The following is a 24912-nucleotide window of genomic DNA, read 5'->3' as shown; positions in this document are numbered from 1 at the left end:
CATGGCGCTGCTCGAAATCTCCAATCTCGCGGTCGAATTCCAGGTCAAGCACGGCTTCTTCCGGGCGGTCGACAGCGTCTCGCTCTCGATCGACCCCGGCGAGATCGTTTCCATCGTCGGTGAGTCGGGATCCGGCAAGTCGGTGGCCATGCTGGCGCTGATGGGGCTCCTGCCGAAGACGGCCCGCATCACCGCCGACAAGCTGGCCTTCAACGGCCTGGACCTGCAGAAGATCTCAGCGCGCGAACGGCGCAAGATCATCGGCCGCGACATGGCGATGATCTTCCAGGAGCCAATGACCTCGCTCAATCCGTGCTTCACGGTGGGCTTCCAGCTCGCCGAAGCCATTCGCGCCCATCTGCCGATGTCCCGGCGCGAGGCGCAGGAACGGTCGGTGGAATTGCTAAAGGACGTCGGCATCACCGATCCTGCGCGCCGCTTGTCGGCCTTTCCGCATCAGATGTCGGGGGGCATGAGCCAGCGCGTGATGATCGCCATGGCGATCTCCTGCAATCCCAAGCTCCTGATCGCGGACGAGCCGACCACGGCGCTCGATGTGACCATTCAGGCCCAGATCCTCGACCTCCTGGTCAAGCTGCGCGACGAGCGTGGCATGGCGGTGGTGCTGATCACCCACGATATGGGCGTGGTTGCCGAGACGGCCGAGCGCGTGATCGTGCAATATGCCGGCCAGCAGGTCGAGAGGGCCAAGACCGCCGCCTTGTTCCATACGCCGCGCCATCCTTATACGTCTGCCCTGCTGGCCGCCCTGCCCGAGCGGGCGACGTCGCAGATGCTGCCGTCCATTCCCGGCGTCGTGCCGGGGCAGTATGACCGCCCGCGCGGCTGCCTGTTCTCGCCGCGCTGTTCCTATGTCACCGATGAATGCCGTGCGGCACCGCCGAAGCGAGCCGGCATCGAATATAACGAGGCCCTGTGCATCCACCCGCTGACTGGTGGCAAGACGGCCCGCATGGAGGCCGTATCGTGACAGTTCTCGTCGACGCACGGGATCTCGTGCGCTCCTATGAAGTCAAGCGCGGCATGTTCGGCGGCAAGGCCACCGTGAAGGCGCTCGCGGGCGTGAGCTTCACGCTCGATGCCGGCAAGACGCTGGCGGTGGTGGGCGAATCGGGCTGCGGCAAGTCGACTCTCGCGCGCCTCCTCACCATGATCGAGCAGCCCAGCGCCGGTTCGCTGACCATTGGCGGCATCGATGTGAAGCTCGCGACGGCGGCACAGCGCAAAACCTTGCGTCGCGAAATCCAGATCGTGTTCCAGAACCCCTTCGGCTCTCTCAATCCGCGCCAGACCATTGCGCAGGCACTGGAGGAGCCCTTGCTGGTCAACACCAAGTTGAGCTCGGGAGAACGGCGCGAGGCGGCCATTGCCATGATGAAGCGGGTGGGCCTTCGTCCCGAGCAGGCGATGCGCTATCCGCACATGTTTTCCGGTGGCCAGCGCCAGCGCATCGCCATCGCCAGGGCCCTGATGCTCAGGCCGAAGATCCTGGTGCTGGACGAACCGGTCTCCGCGCTGGACGTCTCGGTGCGCGCGCAAGTACTCAACCTGCTTGCCGAGCTGCAGCAGGAATTCAAGCTCGCTTACATCTTCATCAGTCATGATCTGTCGGTGGTGCGCCACATCGCCGACGACGTGATGGTGATGTATCTGGGGCGGGCGGTCGAGATGGGCAAGCGCGAGGCCCTGTTCTCGGCGCCGCAGCACCCCTACACGAGAGCACTGATGTCGGCGACGCCGCAGGCCGATCCCGACCGCAAGCGCGAGCGCATCGTATTGCAGGGCGAACTGCCATCGCCCTTCTCTCCGCCGGCTGGCTGCGCCTTCAATCCGCGCTGCCCGATCGTCAAGCCCCATTGCCGGGACGAGCGCCCGCTCCTCGAACTGAAGCACGAGCGCATGGTCGCCTGTTTCGAGGTCTGAGGGGTGACACGCCTCGCCCCCTACTTGCCTTGATTGAAGAAGAAATCCTCGCCCGGCAGCGAGCCGTAGGTGAAGGGCTCCTGCTGGCGATCCGTCGCTTTCATCACGTCGTCGCGCACCAGGCGGAAAAGCTTGCCGATCTCGACATTGGGCTTGCGCAGATTGGTGTCGAGCGCGGTGACGAAGGGTGAGTTGCCGCTATCGCCGTCCAGTGCCACCTGGCCGGCCTTGGCGGCGTAGACCACCAGGGACGCCCCATCTGGCTCGACCCGGCTGAGGCCGCGCGTGACGGAGCGGGTCGCGGTCTTCTTGGTCATGGCGCCCTCGAAGGGATTGTTGCGGCAGGCATCGAGAATGACCAGTCGCAACGACTTGGCCCCTTCGCCGGCCGCCATCACCCGATCGAGCGGAACGGCCTCGAACAGAATGTCGCGATCGCTCTTCAGCTTGGCATCGACCGGAATGAGGTAGTTGACGTTGTCGACCTCCATGCCGTGGCCGGCATAGTAGACCACCGCCCAATCGGCCTGCGACGCCTTGTCCGAAAACTCCTGCAGGGCTCGGTTGAAGCCCTGATTGTCGAGGTCCTCCAATAGCGTCACATCGGTGAAGCCTATGCTGCGGAAGGTCTCCGCCAACCTGGCCGCATCACGCTTGGGATTGGGCAGGGGGCTGGTGCCGGTATAGGCGCCATTGCCGATGATGAGGGCGATGCGCTTGCCCATCGCCGCGGGGGCTTGCGCGAGCTTCGGCGTACTGGGTGTGCCTTGCCCCGAAGCATTTGGGTCCGAAGCAGGCGGATTGTTCGTTCCGAATTTCTGGATCACCGCCTGCTTGGCTTTTTCGAGACCGGAGGCGGCCAGCGGATTGGTCGGAAACTGGTGCAGCATCGCCAGATAGTCGGTGGCGGCCAGATCGGGCTGGCCGGAGGCGAGATAGGCATCGCCGCGCTGGCGCAAGATGAAGCTCTTGCGTCCCAGATCGATGGCCTTGGTATAGTCCGCGATGGCCGCGTCGTAATTCTGCTTGGCTGCGTTGGCGAGCCCGCGGGCGTGGAAGGCCTCGGGGGATTGCGGTGTGCTCGACAGAAAGCGCGTCGCGTCGGCAATGGCGCCATCCGGGTCATTGCCATAGGCCTTGGCCATGGCGCGATACATCAGGCTATAGGCGTTCTTGGCTGGATCGGCCGCCAAATCATTGCTCGCCAGATCGATGGCTCGGCTCAGGTCCGCCGTGGCCTCGTCCTTGCGGCCGAGTTCGAGCAGGGCGACGCCACGATTGAGGTAATCGGGGGTGACGGCTTTGCCGCCGGCAACCACAGAGGTGATGTTGTCGACGCTTTCTTGCAGGCGGCCGAGCTTGAGGGCGGCGGAAGCGCGATAGCTCAGGAGTTCGGTCCGGGCGGGCTTCAGGCGCAAGGCCTGGTCAAAATCGGCGATGGCCTGGGCATTGTCGCCCTTGGCGAAACGGGCATAGCCGCGTCCGGAGAAGGGAAGGTCGTCGTCCTGGCGCAGGGCGATGGCTTCGTTGTAGTCGGCGATGGCCTTGTCGTAGTCGCCCTTGAGGTAGAAGCCCCAGCCCCGGTTTGAATTGGTGACGGCAAGCGTATCGGGAAGGAGCAGGTCCCCCACCGCCAGCACGTCGCTGCACGCCTTGATGATGTCATCAGCCGTCTTGGCGCCTCCGCAAAGCTGACGATTGGCCTTGAGATCGGCGGCCTCGGAGATCGGCGCCTCCGCCGCTGCATCGCTGTCGTCCTCGTCCAGCTTCAGCGAGCCGACGATAACGGCGAAGGCATCATAGGCCTCGAACATCTCCACCATCTGATTGCTGTCATTGCCGGTATCGGCATTCCAGCGGATCACCACGCCCCGCGCCGAGCCGTCGGCCGCCTTGATGAAGCGGGCGTAGAAGCCCAGGCTGTTCTTGGTCCCGAACAGCGCGAAATAGGTCGGGTTCCGCCCGGCTCTTGCCTTGAACAGTTTGGCCTGGACGATCCTGGTGATCTCGGGCGAGGCCTTCATGGCCTCGAAGCGCGCCTCGAACGGCATGTCTCCCGCCGCGAAGGCCTGCAATTCCACGCTCATGTCCCAGCGGGGCGCCCGCAGGCGCAGGCCCGTCGCCGTTTCCTCGCGATCCGGCAGAAGCGAGGCAGGGTAGTTGATGGTCATGCCCTGGGCGCTGGCCGTCTTGAAATCGAGCAGCGCCTGCCGCTTGGCTGCCTTGCTGCGGGCAAGCTTGATCAACTCGGGCGAGGGGATGCCGTCTTCCTGGTATAGCTTGAGTTTTGGAAAGCTCTTGAGGTTATGCGACTGGAAGTTCCGGATCGCGACGAAGGTCCCCTCGTCATAATTGCCCCAGAGGGGAAAATTGACGAGGCTGTTATAGCCGGTGTCCCAGGCCAGGTCGGATTGAAGCAGGCGCAGTTGCGTGCCGCTCAATTGATCGCCGATCGGCTTGGCTTTCTCGAAGCGGGAATAGTCGATGATCTGCGCCGTGGCCGGGGTGGTGATGGCCAGCGTCAGCCCGATCAGGGCGGCAATCGTCTTCAAGCGCAACATTGGGGAACCCCGGATCGATCTTTGTGGCCAGAACTTCGGCCGGCCAGGTCGCGGCCGGCAAGTCGAAGGACCTGAGTTTGGGCGTATTCCTGCACCATGGAGCTTCTCGCCACAACCGCAACATGCCGCAGTTCCCTGGAGAACACGGATGATTCACGGCCCGTCCCTCAGCCTGGATTGAAGATGAAGTCCTCGCCGGGCAGGGAGCCATAGGTGAAGGGCTCCTGCTTGCGGTCGGTGGCCTTCATCACGTCGTCGCGCACCAGGCGAAACAGCTTGCCGATCTCCAACCCCGGCTTCTGCAGGTTGCTGGTCAGGGCGGTGACGAAGGGCGAGTTGCCGCCACTGCCGTCGAGGGCGACCTCGCCGGCCTTGGCAGCGTAGACGACGAGGGTGCCGCCATCCGGCTCGACCCTGCTGAGGCCGCGCGAGACGGCACGCGTTGCCGTCTTGCGTGTCATGTTGGCGAGGAAGGGGTTGTTGCGGCAGGCATCGAGAATGACCAGGCGCATGCCCTTGGCGCCCTCGCTGGCGGCCATCACCCGGTCGAGCGGCACGGCTTCGAAGGTGACGTCGCGGTCCGAGGCGAGCTTGGCATCCACGGGCACCAGATAATTGGTGTTGGCGATCTCGATGCCATGACCGGCATAGTAGATCACCGCCCAATCGGCCCCGTCGGCCTGGCTGGCGAAATCCTGCAAGGCGCGGTTGAGGCTGCGGAAATCGGTGTCTTCGGCCAGCGTCACCTCGGCAAAGCCGATCTTGCGCAGGGTGTCGGCGACCTTGGCCGCGTCGTTCCTGGGATTGGGCAGGGCGGCGACATTGGCATAGTTGGAATTGCCGATCACCAGAGCGACCCGGCGGCCGAGCGCGACCTTGGCCTGGGGCGGCAGGGCGGCCAGCGTGGCGGCCTGCGGCGAACCGGCGGCGGCTGGGGAGCCATTGCCTTGCGGCGCGCCGGCAGTCGCCAAAAGCTTGGCCGCCATCGCCTGCTTGGCCTTTTCAAGGCCCACCATCGCCAGGGCGTTACCAGGCGTGAGGTTGAGCTGGGCCTGGTAATCGGCGATCGCCTGTTCGGGCTGGCCGGTCGCCAGATAGACATCGCCGCGCTGGCGCAGGATGAACAACCGCTTGCGCCCCATGCTGATGGCCTGGGAGAAATCGGCGAGCGCTTTGGCGAAATCCTTCCCGGCGACATCGCCGAGCGCGCGCGCATGGAAGGCTTCGCTGGCCTTGGGATCGATGGACAGATATTTGTCCGCATCGGCAATCGCGCCCTCGGCATTGCCATTGAAGGCCCGGGCGAAGGCGCGATAGACCAAATTATAGCTGTCCGTCTCGATCTTCGCGGTGGCGATGGCCTCGGCCTTGGCGAAGTCCGGCCTGCCTTCATCCGCGCGGCCGAGTTCGGCCAGCGCTTCGCCGCGATTCTTGTAGTCGCCGGCGCCGACCTTGTCTCCGCCCCGCTCGATGGTGAAGTTCAGATCGGCCATGGCCTCCGCCGGCCTGCTCAGCCTCAGCAGGGCCGAACCGCGAAAGGCGCGGGTGTCGATGTCATCGGGATTGAGGCGCAGCGATGCATCGTAATCGGCGACAGCCTTCTGGTAGTCTTCCAGGCCGAAATAGCTGTTGCCGCGATTGGTGTAGTCGGCGGCCGTCGGCGTTTTCTTGACGATGGCCTGGCTGTAATCCGCCACTGCCGCGTCATATTTCGACTGGCCGTAGCGCACATGTCCACGCTGTGTGTAATAGCTTGCCTGATTGGGATCGATGGCGATGGCCTGGTCGAGATCGGCAAGGGCCAGATCGGCCTTGTTCTGTCTGTTGTAACCGACGGCGCGATTGAACAGGAGGGTCGGCCGGTTTTTCGCCAGCAGGGTGTCGGCCGACAACGCCGCCGTGCAGGCGGTGACGATCTCGGCGGCATCCTTTGCCTTGGCGCAGATGTCGAGCTGCCGGTTCAGTTCGGCCGTCGACATCTTGGTGGTGCCTTGCGCGTTCTGTCCAGCCGCTGCTGCGGCATAGGGATTGGCAATGGTTTTCGGCCGGATCGAAAGGGCCATGACGATGGCGGCATTCGTGAAACTGGGCCTTTTCTTGCGATCCCAGCTGGCGATGAAGCCGACGATTGCATCGTCCTTCTGCGCGATGCTCGTATAGAGGCCTTGTTTGGCATCACCGCCGACGATCACGAAACGGGTGGGCTGTGCCTCACCCTGATCATCGAGCATGATGGCGTATTTTACCTTGCCGGCCGCCTTCTTCATGTCGGCGAACATTCGATCGAGCCGCTCGCGCGATCCCGCCATGTTGACCAGTTGGACGATCGCGTCGCCCGATGGCGTCGTATAGCGTGTATCACCCTTGACTGCCTGCTGTTTGGTCAGCACGCCGGCAGGGTAGCTGATCTTCAGGACGCTGTTTTCCAGGGTCTTGAGATTGGCCGTGCGCCGGATCGAGGCGACGCGGCCGTCCAATTCACTGACCAGGGCCGCACTGGGCGCACCCGTTTCAGGCAGATTGTTGCTGCGTTGATATTGGCGGATGGCCTGGTAGGTAGCGTTGTAGAAAATTCCCGAAACAGGGGGAGAACCCCCTTCCGAAAACATGCCGGCCCAGGCCAGGTCTTCCTGTAGATTGGCGATTTGCTGGGCGCTCAACTGGTTGGCCGCCGCCTGGGCCGAGGCGAAGGTGCCCTCCTGGCTTAGCGCAACATGGGGCGCGGCCACAGCAAGGGCCATGAACAGGCAGAGCTTCCCGCTGAGGGAAGCGGCGATCGCCTTCAGTCGAAACATCTCAAGTCTTACCTCGGCCCATACAGCGAGCCGGCAACCCGCTTGAGATCCGTGCCCGCCGGGATCCTCGTCGGCAGGCTTGGAGACGGGGCCGAACTCTGGACCATTTGTTACAATGGATTGGCGTTTGGCAATAATGAAAAGTGCAGACGACGATGCACCGGGACCTATCGTAGCGAAGCACCGTTCTCCGCGAAGAAGGATAGTGGTCTTTTCTTACCGCTGCGCTACGGGTGGGGCGATAAGGAAGTAATGCGCCGGTTGGTGGACGCGGCCTTTGCTCTATGATTTGGGCGTGCAGCTCAGTGTGACGGTGGCTTTGCTCGGGTCACCGCCGCGTTCCGGAGGGGTGACGCCACTGGCGCGCAGGAAAGCGGTGACGAACAGTCCCTTCAAGGCCGTCGCTTCGCCGTTGGCGGCGGCGAGGCCTGCCAGGGCCCCGTCCTTATCGATCAGGGCGCCAGGTGCGCCTGAGCCCAGCGAGATGCGGCGACTGTCGTCGTTGCCGCCGATCAGCGCCGTGACGGTGGTCGCTGTCGGCGTGGGGCCGGACAGCAGAGCGACGGCCTCGCCTTGTGTCAGGGGCGGCTGCCGCCAGGCGAGAGGCGCCGGGCCGGGGGGCGGGGTTGCTCGGACCAGCGCGACGTCGTTGCCGAGGTCGCCGCCGATCACCTTGGCCGTGGCACCGCCCTGGAGCGTCACTGTCTCGCACCCGGCCACCAGGCCGGCATAGGTCAAAATATCGCCGTTCGATGACACCAGGGTGCCCAAGCCAGTCTTGGCCGCCGTCGAGGCGCCCGACGGTAATGGCACGGGCGGTCCTGCCGGTTTCGACGGCTCGGGGGCCTGAGCCGGCTTGTCGGCGGGCTTGGCAATCGGAGGAGCCTCGGTGGCGGCTGGCTTACCGTCATCGGCCAATTTCATCGATGAGGCCATTGCGATGGAAACGCGGTCGAAGCCGGGGGAAAGCGCCGGGTCCCAGCCGAGCGCGAAGCCGCGTGAATCGGTGTCGGTCTTGACGAAGCGCAGATAGAAGCTCTTGCCGTCATTGCTGCCGGCGACCACCAGGAAATCCGGGCGCAGCAGTGAATAGGTTACCTTGCGACCGGGGCGCTCGGTCTTGAGGCGTGCGAACAAGGCCTCGAAGCTCTCCTTCTCGGCGGGGATGGCGAGAATGTCGAGGGTGACGTCGTTCTTGGGCGTAGCGAAATGGGGACCGTTCTTGCCTTCCATGCGCGCGGTGGTGAGCTTGGCCGGATAGCCCAGCGTGATGCCGTGCTCGGTGATGGTCGTAAAGCCGTAACGGGCCGTGAACTTGGCGGCGTGCTGGGCAAGAGTGATGCGCTGAGGCGGCGTGAATATGCCGGTTTCCTTGGCCTTGATCCGCTTCTGGAAGGCGCGGATGGCCTCATAGCTGCGCTTGCCCATCTCGCCTGAAGGCAGGGAGTTGAGATCGCCGGTCCAGATCAGGTCCTGCTGGATGGAGGCAAAATCCTCCGCCCCCATTGCCGAGGCGGCTGCCTTGGCCGCTTCGAAGACGGCATCGACGGGAGCGGCCGGTGCCGGCGTGGTGGGCGCAGGCTTCGTCTGGGCGAAGGCATGGCCGGCCCAGACGGCCGAAATCGCCAGCAAGCAAGCGCCAATCGTCCGTATCCGCCGCATTCCTGCTGTCCCCCCTTCGCCCAACTGTCTTTGTATAGCGCTGCGCCACGACGGCAAGCGTTCTTCAGGAAACATTCGGCGTCGGCGCAGCCAGTTTCTCCCGCAGCCGGGTCCAGCGTCGGCGCCCCATGGCATTTTCCGCCGCCAGTCGCAAAGCGCGCTTCTCGGCGACGACCACAACCAGGCGCTTGCCGCGGGTAATGGCCGTGTAGAGTAGGTTGCGGGCCAGCATCGGATAGTGCGCGTTGGAGATCACCACCACCACCGCCGGATATTCCGAACCCTGGGCCTTGTGGATGGTGGTGGCGTAGGCCGGCACCAAGCTGTCGAGCTGCGCGGTGGTGTAGTGGACGTCGCGTCCGTCGAAGGTGACGGTGAGCTGCCCCACCTTCACATCGGTGCGTGTGATGAAGCCGATATCGCCGTTGAAGATTTCGCGGTCGTAGTCATTGTCGATCTGCATGACCTTGTCATGCGGAGCGAAGGTGCCGAATTCGCGCACGATCGCGCCCTCGCGGGTCGGATTGAGGACTTCTCGCAGGGCCTGCGTCAGCGTCTGCGAACCGAGCGGCCCCTTGTTCATGGGGGTCAGCACATGAATGTCCCTGACGGGATCGAGGCCGAAACGGCGCGGCAGGCGATTGGTGACGATGTCGACGACCTTGTTGGCGCCATCCTCGGCCGACGCCATATCGACGACGAAGAAATCACCCTCATCCGGGCTCTTGGCCCCCTCCGGGACCTCGCCGTGATTGACGGCATGCGCGGCGGCGATGATGCGGCTGGTCTCGGCCTGGCGGAACACTTCGGTGAGCCTGACCACCGGGATGACCTCGGATGCGATGATATCGGCCAGCACCTGACCGGCGCCGACGGAAGGAAGCTGGTCGGCATCGCCCACCAGGACGAGGGCAGCGCGCGGCGAAAGGGCATCGAGCAGAGCGCGCATCAGCTCGATGTCGATCATGCTGGCCTCGTCGGCGATGACGAGGTCGGCATCGAGCGGATAGGCTCGCTGCCGGCGGAAAGTGCCGGAAATCGGATCGATTTCCAGCAGTCGATGGATAGTCTTGGCCTCCTGGCCGGTGCTTTCGGCCATGCGTTTGGCGGCGCGACCCGTCGGCGCACACAGCGCGATCGTCACGTCCTTGCGTTCGAGCGCCTTGATGATGGTATCGATGATGGTGGTCTTGCCGACGCCGGGGCCGCCGGTAATGACCAGCAGCTTGGAGGCGAGGGCGGTTTCCACCGCCAGGGCCTGGGCGGGAGCGAGACGCTTGGCTGTGCGCGCTTCCGTGTCCAGCACCGCCTGGTGCAGGCCCTCCTGGCGCCAGGGTGGGTTGCCACCGGCCATTTGCTTCAGCCGCGTGGCGACGGCCTCCTCGGCGTTCCACAACGCCGGCAGGAAGTAGGACGGCGCCCCTTCGATGGTGTCGCCGATGATCGAGCGAGTCTGCAGCAGGCGAGTGGCCGCATCGTTGAAGAGATAGTCGTCGACCTCCAGCACCCGCCCGGCCCGTTCGAACAAGGCTTCGCGCGGCACACCGCAATGGCCGTTGGTGGCACCCTCGCCCAGCGCCCAGAGCAGGCCGGCGGTGAGGCGCGAAGGATCCTCGCGCTCACGCCCGAGACTGAGGGCGAACTGGTCGGCGGTGCGGAAGTCGAACCCTTTGATCTCGCGTGACAGGCGATAAGGGTCGGCCTTGATCAGCTCGACGGCATTGGTGCCCAGCGCCTTCTGCACGCTGGCGGCGCGCGTCGCGCCGAGTCCATGCTCGGTGAGGAACACCAGGACGTCGCGAAATTCCTGCTGGGCGCTCCAGCCTTCCCGGATCAACCGGATGCGCTGGGGCGACAGGCCCGCCACCTCACTCAGCCGGTCCGGTTCGCTGTCGAGCACCTTGAGGGTGTCCTTGCCGAAGGCCGCGACCAGCTTCTTGGCGGTCTCCTGGCCGATGCCGCGCACTAGGCCGGAAGCGAGGTAGCGTTCAATGCCCGAGGCGGAGCCCGGCGGGGTGGTCCGGATGACATCGGCGCGAAACTGTAGGCCACGCTCGGGGTCGACGCTCCAGCGCCCCTCGGCTTCGAGCTTCTCGCCGGGCGCGATCGCGGCGGTGCGGCCGAGCACGGTGGCAAGATCCTTGCGGCCCTTGATCTTTACGCGCAGTACCGCAAAGCCGTTTTCGGCATTGTGATAGGTCACTCGGTCGATAACGCCGGAGATCGTCAGGTCTCCAGGTACCTCGTCGGGAGGGGCCGGCTTCGAATCGCGTTTGAAGGATGGCGTGCGCATATCGGCACCATGGGCAGGCCGACGCGACTTGTCGAGGCATGTCGTGTAAGGGCGGATGAGCGGGTAGTGAATGAGGGCCAGGCCGGCCGAACTCAGGCGCTCCTGCTGGGGAAACGGTCGGCATCGCGCAATGGCTTGAACAGGCGCGACCAGGCAAGAGCGACGAGGATCGTGCCTAGGCCGCCCAGCACCACGGCCTCAACCGGGCCGAACAGTGCGGCAGTAAGGCCCGATTCGAACTCTCCCAATTGGTTCGAAGTGCCGACAAACATCGAGTTGACGGCGCTGACGCGCCCACGCATCGCATCGGGCGTGCCGAGTTGGACCAGGGTTGAACGCACCACCACGCTCACGACATCGGCGGCCCCCATGACTACCAGCGCCGGTAGCGAGAGCGCAAACCAGGACGACAGGCCGAAGACGATGGTGGCCAGGCCGAACACTGCGACAGCCGCGAACATCTTCAGGCCAACCCGCCGCTCCAGCGGCCAACGCGCCAGAATCAGGGACATGGACAGGGCGCCGAGGGCCGGGGATGCCCGGAGCACGCCGAGGCCGAAGGCATTCGTGTGGAGAATGTCGCGGGCATAGATCGGCAGCAATGCCGTAGCGCCGCCGAGCAGCACCGCGACCATGTCGAGCGAGATCGCTCCGAGTATGATCGGCCGGCTCCTGATGAAGGAGAAGCCCGAGAACACCGATCTGAGAGTTGCCGGCTCGCGTGCAGTTGATGGCGTGAGGATCCGCAGGCGTGAAACCAGGATCGAGGCCAGGCCGTAGAACAAAGCCACGAAAAGATAGGCTGAGCCGGGGCCGATGATATAGAGCAGGCCACCCAAGGCGGGACCGATGATGGTGGCGGTCTGGATGGCGGAGGCCGACAACGCAAGGGCTCGCGGCAATTGGAGGGGGCTGACGATCATCGGCAGCAGAGCGGCTGTCGTCGGCATCTCGAAAGTGCGACAAGCGCCGATCACGACGGCGGCGGCGAAAATGATCGTCGGGCTGATCATGCCCTGCCACGAGGCAAAAGCCAGCGCGGCCCCCGTCAGTCCCGCCACCATCTGGCAGCAACGCACGACCGTACGCCGGTCGAAGCGATCCGCAATGTGGCCCGCCGGAATGGTCAGCACCAGCATCGGCAGGAATTGGCACAGGCCGACGAGGCCGAGATGAAGGGCGGAACGGGTAAGATCATAGATCTGCCAGCCGATCACCACCGAGACGATCTGGAAACAGCCGGTGGAAAGCACGCGGGCCGACCAGAATTGCCTGAAACCGCCATGACGAAGTAGGGAGGGCGTGTCCTGAACGGCGGACATGACGAAGCCTTGAAAGTGATTTGGGAAAATGACTGGAAGTGATGGTTGCAGTGGCGGCCAATGCGACGGGATTGATGCGGCTTGAGGCTCCTCCCGCATTCTCGCTGTCTCTGCCAGAGCATATGACTGTTTCTAATCAGTGCCTTGAAAAAGAAAAAGCCCGGACGAACCGGGCTTTTCCTTACGCAATGATCCAGATACGCAGATCAGAACTTGTAGCTCACGCCGAGGTTCAGATCGACAGCGTCGAACTTCACCTTCGTGCGGTTGCCGGCAATGGTGACGCTCTTGTCGCCGAGGTCGATGTAGCGGGCCTCGCCACGCACGATCCAGTTCGGGTCGATGGCGTACTCGACGCCGGCGCCAGCGGTCCAACCAACGCGGGTATCGGTCTTGGAACCGATGCCGGCAATGCTGGTCTTGACGTTGCCGTAGGCAACACCACCCGTCACGTAGGGCAGGATGTTGTCGAAGGCATAACCGACGCGAGCGCGGGTCGAACCCATCCACTCGTTCTTGAGGGTGCCGCGTAGACCAGCAGCATCCGTCTTTGACTTCTTGAAGCTCGAATAGTCGATGTCGGTCTCGAGACCGACGACCCAACCGCCATCGAACTGGGCATTGTAGCCGGCATGCACACCGCCGATGAAGCCGGCACCGTCAGCCTTGACCGTGCCGATCTTGCCCTGGCCGATCAACGCGCCAGCGTGGACACCAGCGTAGAAGCCGGTCCAGTTGTAGACGGGGGCGACGACCGGAGCGACCGGCTCGACAGCCTGGGGAGCCAGGTCGGCAGCGAAGGCCGAGGTCGAGGTGAGCAGGAGAGCCGCGAGGGCAAAACGCATTTTCATTACTAAGGCTCCAGAACCGAAATTCAGCATGGAGGCATATAAACAGAAACCAGCCAGGGAGTCTGTAGCATTCCGGTCACAGTGCCAGACAAACGGAATGGGGTTGGGTGGAATTCCTACCAAGACCAAAGATTTTTTTCGGCCTTCGCATGGTTAAGATTTTATGTATTTTTGGATTTTTGCTTTTAGAGTGCAAAGGATCGAAAATATTTCGAAATTAATATCGGTGTTATTTGAGAATTTATATGGGGCCTGTGTGGGAGGTCGGTAATGCAAATCCAAGTATTGTCGATGTTGCAGCCCTTCGCATTCACTCAGTGCTGTGGATAAGGCCCTGCACCGCCAAATTGGTGCTCGCTGCCGTGCAACGTCACGGTCGCATTTCAGGTCCGGCAAATTACACTTTCATTCGGCCACGTGACGGTCGGAGGCCTCGATGAATTTGCGGATGAAAAGCGGGGCTTTCGCCGTGCTTGTCGGCAAGTAAATCCAGATAGCCCAGTTCCGAGGAGGGTTACAAAGAAAAAGCCCGGCTTTCGCCGGGCTCTTCCTTACGCAATGATCCAGATACGCGGATCAGAACTTGTAGCTGACGCCGAGGTTCAGGTTGACAGCGTCGAACTTCACCTTCGTGCGGTTGCCGGCAATGGTGACGCTCTTGTCGCCGAGGTCGACATAGCGAGCTTCGCCACGCACGATCCAGTTCTGGTCGATGGCGTACTCGACGCCGGCGCCAGCGGTCCAACCAACGCGGGTATCGGTCTTGGAACCGATGCCGGCAATGCTGGTCTTGACGTTGCCGTAGGCAACACCACCCGTCACGTAGGGCAGGATGTTGTCGAAGGCGTAACCGAAGCGAGCGCGGGTCGAACCCTGCCACTCGTTCTTGAGGGTGCCGCGCAGACCAGCAGCATCGGTCTTCGACTTCTTGAAGCTCGAATAGTCGATGTCGGTCTCAAGACCGACGACCCAGCCACCGTCGAACTGGGCATTGTAGCCGGCATGCACGCCGCCGAGGAAGCCAGCACCGTCAGCCTTGACCGTACCAATCTTGCCCTGGGCGATGGTAGCGCCGGCGTGGACACCAGCGTAGAAGCCGGTCCAGTTGTAGACGGGGGCAACGATCGGGGCCACCGGCTCGACAGCCTGGGGAGCCAGGTCGGCAGCGAAGGCCGAGGTCGAGGTCAACAGAAGAGCCGCGAGGGCCAAACGCATTTTCATAGTTCGATACTCCAAAAAACCGGAAATCACAGTGGCTGGATATAAGCAGAAAGCGTTGACGGAGTCTGTAGCGTTTTCGCCACACCGGCTTTCGAACTGGTGACAGGTCCGCGCAGATTTCAAGGCAAAAATAAGACAGGCGTGATGACCTCGGATAGTTAAAATGCAATTAAATAACTTCCATGATCATAAAATTTCTCCCAATAAAATTCATTTTTTATAATAATTCATGAAATCGTTGGATCTATACGTGTTGTTCAAGTCGAACATCAATGAATTAGCTGCACGATATCATGGGTAAGGGAGGCAATGAAAGGGCATCTATGCTTGTGGGACGCTTCATGCTGCTCTGCAGCACATTCGCAGCCAAGTCGATCCCATCGGCAGTTGTGCAAAGAACCTGCCCCATTTGCGCCACATTATGGGGCGGAATGTGGCATGGGATTGCTTTGCTGCAATGAAGGGGCTGCTCTGCATCTTTCGCATGGCTGCCCGATTTTCTCTCAGAAAGACACGGCAGGACCGCTGCCCCGCCCGATCTGAAGCCCGATTCCAGCTTTGAGGCGACCTGCCAGCCATTGCTTGGCGTGGTGAACCGCCTCGGCAAGCGTACAGCCGCCTGCGAGATTGGCGGCGATGGCCGACGAGAGGGCACAGCCAGTCCCGTGCAGGTTCGGGCTCCTGACCCAGGCGCCGGCAAAGCGCCGGGTGCCGTCGCGGATGGCGAGAATATCGACCGCCTCGCCGAGATGGCCATGCCCTCCCTTCAGCAGTACCGCCTGCGGGCCGAGGCCGAGGAGTGCCTGGGCCTGCTCGACCATCTCTGCTTCACCCTCCGCTGGCGCGCCGTTCAGCAGGGCCGCTGCTTCCGGCAGATTCGGCGTGAGGCAGGTGGCCAGTGGCAGGAGATGGGATTTGAGGGCCTCAAATGTGCCCGTCTCGCCCAGCAGCCGACCTGTGGTGGCTGACATCACGGGATCGAGCACGATCGGTAGCCGCCGGTCTGCCAGCAGTTCGGCGATGATTCGTGCGTGTTCGGCTGTCGGCACCATGCCGATCTTGATGGCGGCGACGTCGAAATCGTCGAGCACGGCCTCGATCTGCACGGCGAGCACCGGCGGCGGCACCGCGTGGATGGCGCGGATGCCACAGGTGTTCTGCGCCGTAACTGCGGTGATTGCCGTGGTGCCGAACACGCCGAAGGCGCGAAAGGCGGCAAGATCGGCCTGGATGCCGGCGCCGCCGCCCGAATCGGAACCGGCAATGCTGAGCGCGATCGCCGTCATGCCCTGACCGAAGCTGGCCGGGTTGCCGTCAGCCATGCCTGGATCCGTGCATCCGGGTCGGGATGACGGGTAACGTCGCTGACCATGGCTGTTGCGTCGGCCCCTGCGGCGAGACAACCCGCCGCCCGTTCGAGGGTGATGCCGCCGATGGCGACCAGCGGTAGCTTGCCGATCAGCTTCTTCCATTCGCCGATGCGCTCGAGCCCCTGCGGCGCGAAAGGCATCACCTTGAGCGTGGTGGGATAGATAGGTCCCAGCGCCACATAATCAGGCCCGCATGCGAGCGCGCGCGCAAGTTCGGCATGATCATGCGTCGAGATGCCAAGCTTCAGGCCCGCGCTGCGTATGGCCGCGAGGTCGGCGGTGTCGAGGTCGCCCTGGCCGAGATGGAGGAAATCGGCGCCGGCCGCGATGGCCGCCTGCCAATAGTCGTTCACCACCAGATCGGCGCCATGGGCGCGGCAGACTGCCAAGGCGGCGCGGATCTCGGGCAGCGCCGTCTCGTCGTCGCGTTCTTTGATGCGCAACTGCACCAGTTTCGTGCCCTGCTTCACCAGGCGCTCTACCCAGTCGACGCTCTCGACCACGGGATAGAAGGGATCGAGACGCCAGATAGTGTCGATGATGCTCATGCCAGCACCGCCTTGCCGAAGACCGGCGTCGAGGGAGCCGCCATGTCACGCGGCACCATGGGGTCGGCGAGGAAGGCGAGCCGCCCGGCCTCGATACCCAGCGCAAAGGCCCGCGCCATGCCGGCGGGATCGCCCGCCTTGGCGACGGCGGTGTTGAGCAGCACCGCGTCATAGCCGAGTTCCATGGCGTGCGCTGCATGTGAAGGCGTGCCGATGCCGGCATCAACAACCAGCGGAATGTCGGGGAAATGCGCGCGCATGCTGCGCAAGCCATAGACATTGTTGAGGCCGCGCGCCGAGCCGATCGGCGCGCCCCAGGGCATCAGGACCCGGCAGCCGGCATTGACCAGGCGTTCGGCGACCACCAGGTCTTCGGTGGTGTAGGGAAAGACCTCGAAGCCTTCGGAAATGAGGATGCGGGCCGCTTCCACCAGACCGAAGACATCGGGCTGCAAGGTATCGGCCTCGCCGATCACCTCCAGCTTGATCCAGGGTGTGCCGAAGACTTCGCGCGCCATCTGCGCCGTCGTCACCGCTTCCTTCGCGCTGTGGCAGCCAGCAGTGTTGGGCAGCACCTTGACGTCGAGTTCTCGGATCAGGCTCCAGAAACTCTGGCCGCTGCGCTCCCCACCGGATTCCCGGCGCAGCGAGACGGTGACGATACCGGCACCGGACGCGCGCACGGCCTGCGCCAGGATGGCTGGCGAGGGATATTGCGCCGTGCCGAGCAACAGGCGGGAGGTGAAGGGTGTGTCGTAGAAAATGAGGGTGTCGGCCATGGTCATCCTCCCTGCCGGGGGGCAAGGATCTCGACGGCATCGCCATCCTTGAGGGCGGTCCGGTCGCGATCGACGGCTCGCACGAAGCGGCCGTTGAGGGCGGTGGCCACCACGCTGTCGCCGAGTTCGAGCGCTTCGAGCAGGCGGGCGAGTGTGGCGGCATCGATTTCCTGACTTTCACCGTTGACGGTCAAGGTCATGCAAAAACTCCTTGATGGGCTGTCCGCACGGGCAGGATCCGGTCGGCGGCTTCCTGGGCCAGGGCCGGCGAGAGCAGGAAGCCGTGGCGGAACAGGCCGTTGAGCGAGATGACGCGCCCGACCACGGTGAGGCGCGGCAGATTGTCGGGAAAAGCAGGACGCAGCCCGGCCTCGAGCTCGATGATTTCGGCCTCCCCGAAGGCCGGATGCAGGCTGAAGGCCGCAGCGATCAGCTCCATGGTCGAGCGCAGAGTGGGCGGCCCGTCATGCTCGCTCTCGATCATGGTGGCGCCGATCATGAAGCGATGGTCGGCGCGCGGCACGATATAGAGCGGAAAGCGCGGATGCAGGAAACGCACGGGCCGGGACAGGCTGACGCCGGGCGCATGGACGACGATGGCCTCGCCCCGGACACCGCGTAGATCGGGCAGCTCTGCACGTGCGGCAAAGCCCCGGCAGTCGATCACGGCGTCCGCATCGAGGGCATGCGGCCTGGCCTCGACCCCGAAGCGGATGGCGACGCCGAGGTCGGCGAGGCGCCCTGCCAGCACCTGCAGCGCCCGTCTCGGGTCGAGATGGGCTTCGCGCGGAAAGAACAGGCCTTGGTGGAAGCGGCCCGCAAGATCGGGCTCGAGCGTGGCAATGCCGGGCTCATCCATCGGGAGATGGGCCTGGGTGCGGCGGGCGAAACGGGCGATCTCGCTGCCGTCGCGGGCGGGCGCGACCACCAGCGTGCCGCGCTGAACAGTTTCCCGCACATGGCGCGGCCACCAGGCGAGAGCGAGTTCGCCGCGCCGCTCGACCTCGACCTCGGCACTTTCCCGCTCGCACCAGGGCGCCAGCATGCCGCCGGCCAGCCAGGAACAGGCCTGGGCACCCAGGACCTCGCTGCGCTCCAGGATCTCGACCTCGGCACCTCGCGCCGCGCATTCCATTGCCGTAACGAGGCCGGCAACGCCGGCCCCGACAATGGTGATGCGCCGTCGTCCGTCACTCGGCCGGGACATAGAGGGCCCCGCCCTGTTCGAGGAATTCGCGCGATTTTTCCGCCATGCCCTGCCGTGCGGCTTCTTCCATCGCCCGGACTTCTTCTCGCAGATCCTGCGTGATCTTCATCGAGCAGAATTTCGGCCCGCACATCGAGCAGAAATGGGCGACCTTGTGCACGTCCTTGGGCAAGGTCTCGTCGTGATAGGCGCGCGCGGTATCCGGATCGAGGGAGAGGTTGAACTGGTCCTCCCAGCGGAAGTCGAAGCGCGCCTGCGACAGGGCATCGTCGCGGACCTTGGCCGCCGGATGGCCCTTGGCGAGGTCGGCGGCATGGGCGGCGATGCGATAGGTGATCACGCCGGTCTTGACGTCGTCGCGGTTGGGCAGGCCGAGATGCTCCTTGGGCGTGACGTAGCAGAGCATCGCGGTGCCGAACCAGCCGATCATCGCCGCACCGATGCCGGAGGTGATGTGGTCATAGCCCGGCGCGATGTCGGTGGTCAGCGGCCCGAGGGTGTAGAAGGGAGCCTCGCCGCAGGCGGCGAGCTGCTTGTCCATGTTCTGCTTGATCTTGTGCATCGGCACATGGCCCGGCCCCTCGATCATCACCTGGCAGCCCTTGTCCCAGGCGATCTTGGTCAACTCGCCCAGCGTCTCCAGTTCGGCGAACTGGGCGGCGTCGTTGGCATCGGCAATCGAGCCCGGACGCAAGCCGTCGCCGAGCGAGAAGGAGACGTCATAGCGGCGCATGATGTCGCAGATGTCGCCGAAATGCTCGTAGAGGAAGCTTTCGCGATGACCGGCCAGGCACCAGCGCGCCATGATCGAGCCGCCGCGCGAGACGATACCGGTGACCCGGCTGGCGGTGAGTGGAACATGGGCGAGGCGAACGCCGGCATGGATGGTGAAATAGTCGACGCCCTGCTCGGCCTGCTCGATCAGCGTGTCCTTGAACACCTCCCAATCGAGCTTCAAGGGATCGCCGTCGACCTTCTCCAGCGCCTGGTAGATCGGCACCGTGCCGATCGGCACCGGCGAGTTGCGCAGGATCCAGGAGCGGATGTTGTGGATGTTGCGCCCGGTGGAGAGGTCCATAACGGTGTCGGCGCCCCAGCGCGTGGCCCAGACCAGCTTCTCCACCTCCTCGGCGGCACCCGAGGTGACGGCTGAGTTGCCGATATTGGCGTTGACCTTCACCAGGAAGTTGCGGCCGATCACCATCGGCTCGAGTTCGAGATGGTTGATGTTGGCGGGCAGAATGGCCCGTCCCAGGGCGATCTCGTCGCGCACGAATTCCGGCGTGACGAATTCAGGGATGGCCGCGCCGAAATCCTCGCCATCGGCCCGGCGCTCGGCCGCGCCGTCCAAGGCTTTCTCGCGGGCGAGGTTTTCACGGAAGGCGGCGTAGACCATCTCCTCGGTGACGATGCCGGCCTTGGCGAACTCATATTGGGTGACGCGCTGGCCGTCGGCGCCCCGGCGCAGCTTACGATCAGCCGGGCAGGGTGCCACGAGCCTGTCGGCGGAGACATTGCCATTGTCCTCAGGTCTAACGGTGCGGCCATCGATCGCGCCGAAGCCGCGGCCGGCGATCCAGCTTTCGCGCAGGGTTGGCAGGCCCTGCTGCAGGTCGATGCTAGCGCTGTCCTCGGTATAGGGGCCGGAGGGATCGTAGACGCGGATCGGGGCGAGCGAAGCATCGCTCAGCGCGATCTCACGAAAGGGCACCCGCATCTGAGGATGCGAAGCGGGGGCCGCATAGACCTTGCGGGAGCCGGCGATGGGCCCCGTGGTCACGCTTTGCGGCGCGGCAATCTTGGTCTTGGGATTTTGGATGTTCATGGATCTCCTCCTCGTTGCGAGTCATGGAGATCCGGGGCGACGATTGTCTGGGCAGAACCGGCATCCCAGCCGATTCCGGGACCTGGAGCCAATTCCTAGCGCCAAAGCCCTGTTCCCGTCCCTTCGCCGGCATGACCCGGATCAGGTTCGAAGGGTTCGGCTCTAGGCCATCTCAGCCCCGCTTGCGCAGGACACCCCTCGGAACGATTCCAAGGTTAGACCCGGAATCGCCGGGCGTCCAGAGGGAAGGATTGTCGCATTATTTTGGAAGAAGGAGCGTTGCCACCCCTCATCCGCCTGCCGGCGCCTTCTCCCCTTGCGGGTATCGTCCACTCCACTTGGAGTGGACTGGGTGCCCCGAAGGGGCGGATGAGGGGCCGCTCTGCCCTATTTGGACTTCGGACCTCAACACCTTGAAAGAGCCGGGTCCGAAGACCCGCCCCTCCAAAGGACGACCTCACCCCCGCCAGGCAGCGGCGATCATGTCCGAGGCCTTCTCGGCGATCATCACCACGGGCGCATGGGTATTGCCGGAGACGATCGTCGGCATGATCGAGGCATCGGCGATGCGCAGGCCGGACATGCCGCGCAGGCGCAGCTCGGGGTCGACCACGGCCGCCGCGTCGGTGCCCATCCGCGCCGTTCCGACCGGGTGGAAGATGGTGGTGGCGATGTCGCCGGCGGCCTTGGCGAGATCGTCGGCCGACTGGATCGCCGGCCCCGGCTTCAGCTCCTCCGGCCGGAAGGCCTGCATGCGCCGGGTCGCCATCAGGCGGCGGGCCGCGCGGATCGAATCGGCCGCGACCGCACGGTCGCCTTCCGTGGAAAGGTAGTTCGGCGCGATTTCCGGATGGGTCTGGGCATCCGGCGAGACGATGCGGACATGGCCGCGTGCCTCCGGCCTGAGATTGCAGACCGAGACGGTGATGGCCGGAAAGGGATGGAGCGGAGACCCGAAGGCGTCGAGTGACAGAGGCTGGACATGGAACTCGATATTGGCGCTGCCAAAACGCGCATCCGACTTCATGAAGATGCCGAGCTGGCTCGGTGCCATCGCCATCGGCCCGGAGCGCTTGAGGACATAGGTGAGGGCGATCTCAGCCTTGCCCAGCAGCGAGGCCTGCCATTCGTTCAGGGTACGTGCGCCGCTGATCCTGAACACGGTGCGGATCTGCAGATGGTCCTGCAGGTTCTCGCCGACGCCGGGCGCATCCAGCACGAGGGGGATGCCGTGCCTGGCCAGCAGCCCCGCCGGACCAACGCCAGAAAGCTGCAGGAGCTGCGGCGTGCCGATGGCGCCGGCCGCCAGTACCAGCTCGCGCTTGATGCGGACGCAGGCGGGCTTGCCATCCAGCCTCAGTTCGAGGCCATCGGCGCGTCCGTCGACGAAACGGATGCGCTCGGCCATCGCCCCGGTGAGAATGGTGAGGTTCTTGCGGTGCCTGACGGGATTGATGAAGGCCCGCACGGCATTGAAGCGAAAGCCGGCCTTCTGGTTGACCTCGAAATAAGCCGAGCCGGTGTTGTCACCGGCATTGAAGTCGTCGATCTGGGGCACGCCGAGTTCCTCGGCCGCCTCGCGCACCGAGTCCAGGATCGGCCAGGACAGGCGCTGGCGCTCGACGCGCAGCTCGCCCTCCGAACCATGAAAGGGCGCGCTTCCGGCATGGTGGTTCTCCGAGCGTCGGAACAGCGGCAGTACGTCGTCCCAGCCCCAGCCGGCATTGCCGAGCTGCTGCCAATGGTCATAGTCGGCGGCCTGGCCGCGCATATAGATCATGCCGTTGATGGAGGAGCAGCCCCCCATCACCCGGCCGCGCGGATAAGCGAGCGAGCGCCCGTTCAGGCCTGGCTCGTCCACGGTCCTGTAGCCCCAGTCGGTGCGGGGATTGCCCATGCAATAGAGATAGCCGACCGGGATGTGGATCCAGTGATAGCGATCCGAGCCGCCGGCTTCGAGCAGCAACACCCTGGTCTTGGGATCGGCGCTGAGCCGGTTGGCCAGCACGCAGCCGCCGGAGCCGGCACCGACGACGACATAGTCGTAGGCGCCAAGATCTGTGCATTCGCGCTCGATGCGTTCGCTCATGCGCCCTCGCGATAGCGTTTCCAGTGTTCGGGCATGGTCTCGGCGAGGCTGCAATAGAGGCGGTAGCGTGCCTCCACGAGCGCCCGGTCCGAGATGCGGGGCTGGTACTGCGCGGCCTGGCGCACCATGGCGGCGATGCCGTCGTCGAGCGTCGGGAAGGCCCTGGCTGCGACGCCCGCCGCGATGGCCGCGCCAAGCGCACCGGTTTCCTGGCATTCGGCTACCGTGACCGGCAGGTCGAGAATATCAGCGAACATCTGGCACCAGACCGGGCTGCGCGAGCCCCCGCCGGACAGCGAGGCACGGGTGATCTCGGCGCCGGCGCTGCGCAGGCGCTCGATATGGCGGCGATGTTCGAACACCACGCCCTCATAGAGCGCCTGGAGCATTTCCGCTTTGCCGTGCCAGCCGGCGAGGCCGATGAAGGCGCCGCGTGCGTCGGGATGCGTGGAAGCGCCGAACAGGAAGGGCAGGAACAGCGGCAGTTCCGCATGGGGCGTGACCGAGGCGACCAGCGCGTTGCAGGCTTCGAACTCGGTGGGACCATGTCCGCCGCCGAACTCGCGCACGAACCATTCGAGATTGACGGCCGAGGTAGCGCTGGATTCGACGGCGACATAGCGGTTGGGGCGCCAGGTCGAGGCGTGGAACACCCGCTGGTCTATCAGCGGCGTCTCGCGTACCACCTGGTTGATGCCCCAGGTGCCGGCCACGATCGCCGCCTCGCCGGGCGTGTTGATGCCGGCGCCGATCATCGAGGCGATGATGTCGAAGAAGCCGGCGGCAACCGGCGTACCCTCGGCGAGGCCGGTGGTGGTGGCGGCGCCGGCGGTCACGCCGCCTGCCGAAGCTTCGGACTCGACGAGATCGGGCAGCAGTCCTGCTGCATCGCCGAGGCCGTAGGCCGCCAGCAAGGCGTCGTCATAGCGCCGCTCGGGCAGGCGCAGCAAGCCGGCGCCGCTCATGTCCGAAAAATCGGAGACGCGTCTGCCGGTAAGCATCAGCGTCATCGCGTCCTTGCACAGGAAGGCGGTACCGGCCCTGGCGTAGAGATCGGGCCGGTTCTGCTTCAGCCAGATCAGGAGCGTCGCCGTCTGGGCCGGCCATGGCCGCTGCAGGCAGAGCGGATAGAGGGCGTCGGCAGCCGGCGAAGCGCGCAGTTCGGCGGCGAGGTCGGCGGCCCGGTTGTCGATCGACTGGATGCCGATGAGAGGCTGGTCGTTCTGGTCGATGAGATAGAGGCCGTTGCCGTGACCGGCGGTGCCGATGCCGATGACGTCCTTGCCCTCGACGCCGGCCTGCTCGAGGCAGCGCCGGATCACCGTGGCGGCATTGGCCCAGAGTTCGGCGATGTCGCGCTCGACATGGCCGGGATGCGGCTGTCGCGATTGGCCGTCGAGCGCTGCCCGCGCCAAGACCCGTCCTTCGAGGTCGAACAGGACCGCCTTGACCACGGTGTTGCCGGCATCGATGCCGAGGAGATGGCGCGTCACGCTGCGGCCTCGTAGATGGCCCAGGCCTGCGTATCGTCGGCGCCCTGATGGATCATCGCCATCAGGGCCTTGACCACGCGGGCGGGGTTGTCGTGCTGGTAGATGTTGCGGCCATAGACCATGCCATGCGCGCCCTGGCGCATCAAAGCGTGGGAGTTGGCGAAGACCTGGCGCAGATCCGCCTTGCCGCCGCCGCGCACCAGCACGGGGCAGCGGGCGGCCTCGACTACGCGATGGAAATCGCCGGAATCGCTGGTGGGATCGGCCTTGACGATGTCGGCGCCGAGTTCGCGGGCGAGGCGCACCAGCGTCACGATCTTTTCGGCGTCACCGTCGACGAGATAGCCGCCGCGCTCGCTGGCCGGCTGCATGACCAGAGGCTCGATCATCAGCGGCATGCCGTATTTCTCGCAATCCTGGGCGACGCGCGAAATATTCTCGATGCATTGGCGGAACAGGTCGGGTTCGTCCGGCAGCATGAAGAGATTGACCACCACACAGGCCGCATCCATGCGGAGCGCCGGGGCAATCGGGTCCTGCGCGTTCTGCAGCAGAGCCCACATCTCGCGATGACGCTGGCGGTTGTAGGGATTGCCCATGTCGATGCGCATCACCAGGGCAGGCTTGTGCTTGCCCGGGATCTCCTGCAGCAGGTCGGCCTGGCCGTAATTCATCTGGATGGCATCGGGGCCGGCATCGGCCAGCATGCGCACGACCTTGCCCATATCCTCCAGCCCGTCGAGGAAGGAGGGCTCGTTGCAGACGCCATGGTCGATGGCGACGTCAAGACATTTGCCGGCGCCGAACAGGCGGTTCATCCGGACTTTCTTGGTGAGGTACATGGGTCTTCCCTGTGGCTTTTCTTACCCTCCCCTGGAGGGGGAGGGTCGGCCCATAGGGCCGGGGTGGGGTGGGAATAGGCAGGGGTTTGGCGTGGAGAACGGAACTTCCT

General features: G+C 64.4%; 18 protein-coding genes and 1 riboswitch. Of the genes, 2 read left to right on the top strand and 16 right to left on the bottom strand.

The genetic code is table 11. The features are described from left to right. Position 1: 1 nt before the first annotated feature. Positions 2-991, top strand: a complete 990-nt coding sequence (locus ACN6KF_RS19980) for an ABC transporter ATP-binding protein (protein WP_434958523.1) — start codon at positions 2-4, stop codon at positions 989-991. Then, a complete protein-coding gene (locus tag ACN6KF_RS19975) occupies positions 988-1944 on the top strand; it encodes a dipeptide ABC transporter ATP-binding protein (protein WP_434958522.1) in 957 nt (318 codons plus the stop codon). The genes ACN6KF_RS19980 and ACN6KF_RS19975 overlap by 4 nt, the downstream gene beginning before the upstream one ends. A gap of 20 nt (positions 1945-1964) precedes the next feature. Here ACN6KF_RS19975 and ACN6KF_RS19970 read toward each other — a convergent pair whose 3' ends face one another. The 16 genes from ACN6KF_RS19970 to ACN6KF_RS19895 all read right to left on the bottom strand — a co-directional run bounded on the left by ACN6KF_RS19970 (position 1965) and on the right by ACN6KF_RS19895 (position 24802). Then, positions 1965-4505: a caspase family protein gene (locus ACN6KF_RS19970; RefSeq protein WP_434958521.1), complete on the bottom strand. Its 2541-nt coding sequence runs from the start codon at positions 4503-4505 to the stop codon at positions 1965-1967. Positions 4506-4672: 167 nt separating this feature from the next. Next, on the bottom strand, positions 4673-7300 hold the full coding sequence (locus ACN6KF_RS19965) for a caspase family protein (protein ID WP_434958520.1): 2628 nt from the start codon (positions 7298-7300) through the stop codon (positions 4673-4675). 282 nt (positions 7301-7582) lie between these two features. Continuing rightward, on the bottom strand, positions 7583-8932 hold the full coding sequence (locus tag ACN6KF_RS19960; RefSeq protein ID WP_434958519.1) for a hypothetical protein: 1350 nt from the start codon (positions 8930-8932) through the stop codon (positions 7583-7585). 94 nt (positions 8933-9026) lie between these two features. Then, positions 9027-11255: an SF1B family DNA helicase RecD2 gene (recD2, locus tag ACN6KF_RS19955; protein ID WP_434958518.1), complete on the bottom strand. Its 2229-nt coding sequence runs from the start codon at positions 11253-11255 to the stop codon at positions 9027-9029. Positions 11256-11347: 92 nt separating this feature from the next. Next, complete coding sequence (locus ACN6KF_RS19950) at positions 11348-12577, bottom strand: MFS transporter (RefSeq protein ID WP_434958517.1); 1230 nt, start codon at positions 12575-12577, stop codon at positions 11348-11350. Between the two features lie 206 nt (positions 12578-12783). After that, a complete protein-coding gene (locus tag ACN6KF_RS19945; RefSeq protein ID WP_434958516.1) occupies positions 12784-13428 on the bottom strand; it encodes an outer membrane protein in 645 nt (214 codons plus the stop codon). A 576-nt stretch (positions 13429-14004) separates the two neighbouring features. Continuing rightward, on the bottom strand, positions 14005-14649 hold the full coding sequence (locus ACN6KF_RS19940; protein WP_434958515.1) for an outer membrane protein: 645 nt from the start codon (positions 14647-14649) through the stop codon (positions 14005-14007). Between the two features lie 503 nt (positions 14650-15152). Continuing rightward, on the bottom strand, positions 15153-15935 hold the full coding sequence (thiD, locus tag ACN6KF_RS19935) for a bifunctional hydroxymethylpyrimidine kinase/phosphomethylpyrimidine kinase (protein WP_434959718.1): 783 nt from the start codon (positions 15933-15935) through the stop codon (positions 15153-15155). Then, positions 15932-16567 (bottom strand): thiamine phosphate synthase, encoded by a 636-nt coding sequence (locus tag ACN6KF_RS19930; RefSeq protein ID WP_434958514.1) that lies wholly within the window; start codon positions 16565-16567, stop codon positions 15932-15934. The genes thiD and ACN6KF_RS19930 overlap by 4 nt, the downstream gene beginning before the upstream one ends. After that, positions 16564-17346 (bottom strand): thiazole synthase, encoded by a 783-nt coding sequence (locus tag ACN6KF_RS19925; protein WP_434958513.1) that lies wholly within the window; start codon positions 17344-17346, stop codon positions 16564-16566. The genes ACN6KF_RS19930 and ACN6KF_RS19925 overlap by 4 nt, the downstream gene beginning before the upstream one ends. Before the next feature lie 2 nt (positions 17347-17348). After that, positions 17349-17546 carry a sulfur carrier protein ThiS gene (gene thiS / locus ACN6KF_RS19920; RefSeq protein ID WP_434958512.1) on the bottom strand — a complete coding sequence of 66 codons (198 nt, stop codon included), beginning with the start codon at positions 17544-17546 and terminating at the stop codon, positions 17349-17351. Further along, a complete protein-coding gene (gene thiO / locus ACN6KF_RS19915; protein ID WP_434958511.1) occupies positions 17543-18553 on the bottom strand; it encodes a glycine oxidase ThiO in 1011 nt (336 codons plus the stop codon). The genes thiS and thiO overlap by 4 nt, the downstream gene beginning before the upstream one ends. Next, positions 18537-20378, bottom strand: coding sequence for a phosphomethylpyrimidine synthase ThiC (gene thiC / locus ACN6KF_RS19910; RefSeq protein WP_434958510.1), 1842 nt, complete (start codon positions 20376-20378; stop codon positions 18537-18539). The genes thiO and thiC overlap by 17 nt, the downstream gene beginning before the upstream one ends. Positions 20379-20479: 101 nt before the next feature. Continuing rightward, positions 20480-20587, bottom strand: a riboswitch (TPP riboswitch). Positions 20588-20835: 248 nt separating this feature from the next. Beyond that, entirely contained in the window at positions 20836-22467 is a 1632-nt protein-coding gene (locus ACN6KF_RS19905) for a GMC family oxidoreductase (RefSeq protein ID WP_434958509.1), read from the bottom strand. Further along, entirely contained in the window at positions 22464-23960 is a 1497-nt protein-coding gene (locus tag ACN6KF_RS19900) for an FGGY-family carbohydrate kinase (protein ID WP_434958508.1), read from the bottom strand. The genes ACN6KF_RS19905 and ACN6KF_RS19900 overlap by 4 nt, the downstream gene beginning before the upstream one ends. Then, entirely contained in the window at positions 23957-24802 is an 846-nt protein-coding gene (locus ACN6KF_RS19895) for a class I fructose-bisphosphate aldolase (RefSeq protein ID WP_434958507.1), read from the bottom strand. The genes ACN6KF_RS19900 and ACN6KF_RS19895 overlap by 4 nt, the downstream gene beginning before the upstream one ends. Between the last annotated feature and the right edge of the window lie 110 nt (positions 24803-24912).

Origin of the sequence: Labrys methylaminiphilus subsp. lupini (genome assembly GCF_051161885.1) — a bacterium.
Taxonomy (GTDB): domain Bacteria; phylum Pseudomonadota; class Alphaproteobacteria; order Rhizobiales; family Labraceae; genus Labrys.
Note: the sequence above shows the minus strand (reverse complement) of the source record. Positions and strands in the feature narration are given on the sequence as shown.

Coding starts and splice junctions, on each gene's coding strand:
- thiC (WP_434958510.1), bottom strand. CDS start 20,378: ATGAACATCCAAAATCCCAAGACCAAGATTGCCGCGCCGCAAAGCGTG.
- ACN6KF_RS19925 (WP_434958513.1), bottom strand. CDS start 17,346: ATGGCCGACACCCTCATTTTCTACGACACACCCTTCACCTCCCGCCTG.
- ACN6KF_RS19945 (WP_434958516.1), bottom strand. CDS start 13,428: ATGAAAATGCGTTTTGCCCTCGCGGCTCTCCTGCTCACCTCGACCTCG.
- ACN6KF_RS19980 (WP_434958523.1), top strand. CDS start 2: ATGGCGCTGCTCGAAATCTCCAATCTCGCGGTCGAATTCCAGGTCAAG.
- ACN6KF_RS19950 (WP_434958517.1), bottom strand. CDS start 12,577: ATGTCCGCCGTTCAGGACACGCCCTCCCTACTTCGTCATGGCGGTTTC.
- thiS (WP_434958512.1), bottom strand. CDS start 17,546: ATGACCTTGACCGTCAACGGTGAAAGTCAGGAAATCGATGCCGCCACA.
- ACN6KF_RS19940 (WP_434958515.1), bottom strand. CDS start 14,649: ATGAAAATGCGTTTGGCCCTCGCGGCTCTTCTGTTGACCTCGACCTCG.
- ACN6KF_RS19905 (WP_434958509.1), bottom strand. CDS start 22,467: ATGAGCGAACGCATCGAGCGCGAATGCACAGATCTTGGCGCCTACGAC.
- ACN6KF_RS19930 (WP_434958514.1), bottom strand. CDS start 16,567: ATGAGCATCATCGACACTATCTGGCGTCTCGATCCCTTCTATCCCGTG.
- thiO (WP_434958511.1), bottom strand. CDS start 18,553: ATGTCCCGGCCGAGTGACGGACGACGGCGCATCACCATTGTCGGGGCC.
- ACN6KF_RS19965 (WP_434958520.1), bottom strand. CDS start 7,300: ATGTTTCGACTGAAGGCGATCGCCGCTTCCCTCAGCGGGAAGCTCTGC.
- ACN6KF_RS19895 (WP_434958507.1), bottom strand. CDS start 24,802: ATGTACCTCACCAAGAAAGTCCGGATGAACCGCCTGTTCGGCGCCGGC.
- ACN6KF_RS19970 (WP_434958521.1), bottom strand. CDS start 4,505: ATGTTGCGCTTGAAGACGATTGCCGCCCTGATCGGGCTGACGCTGGCC.
- recD2 (WP_434958518.1), bottom strand. CDS start 11,255: ATGCGCACGCCATCCTTCAAACGCGATTCGAAGCCGGCCCCTCCCGAC.
- thiD (WP_434959718.1), bottom strand. CDS start 15,935: ATGACGGCGATCGCGCTCAGCATTGCCGGTTCCGATTCGGGCGGCGGC.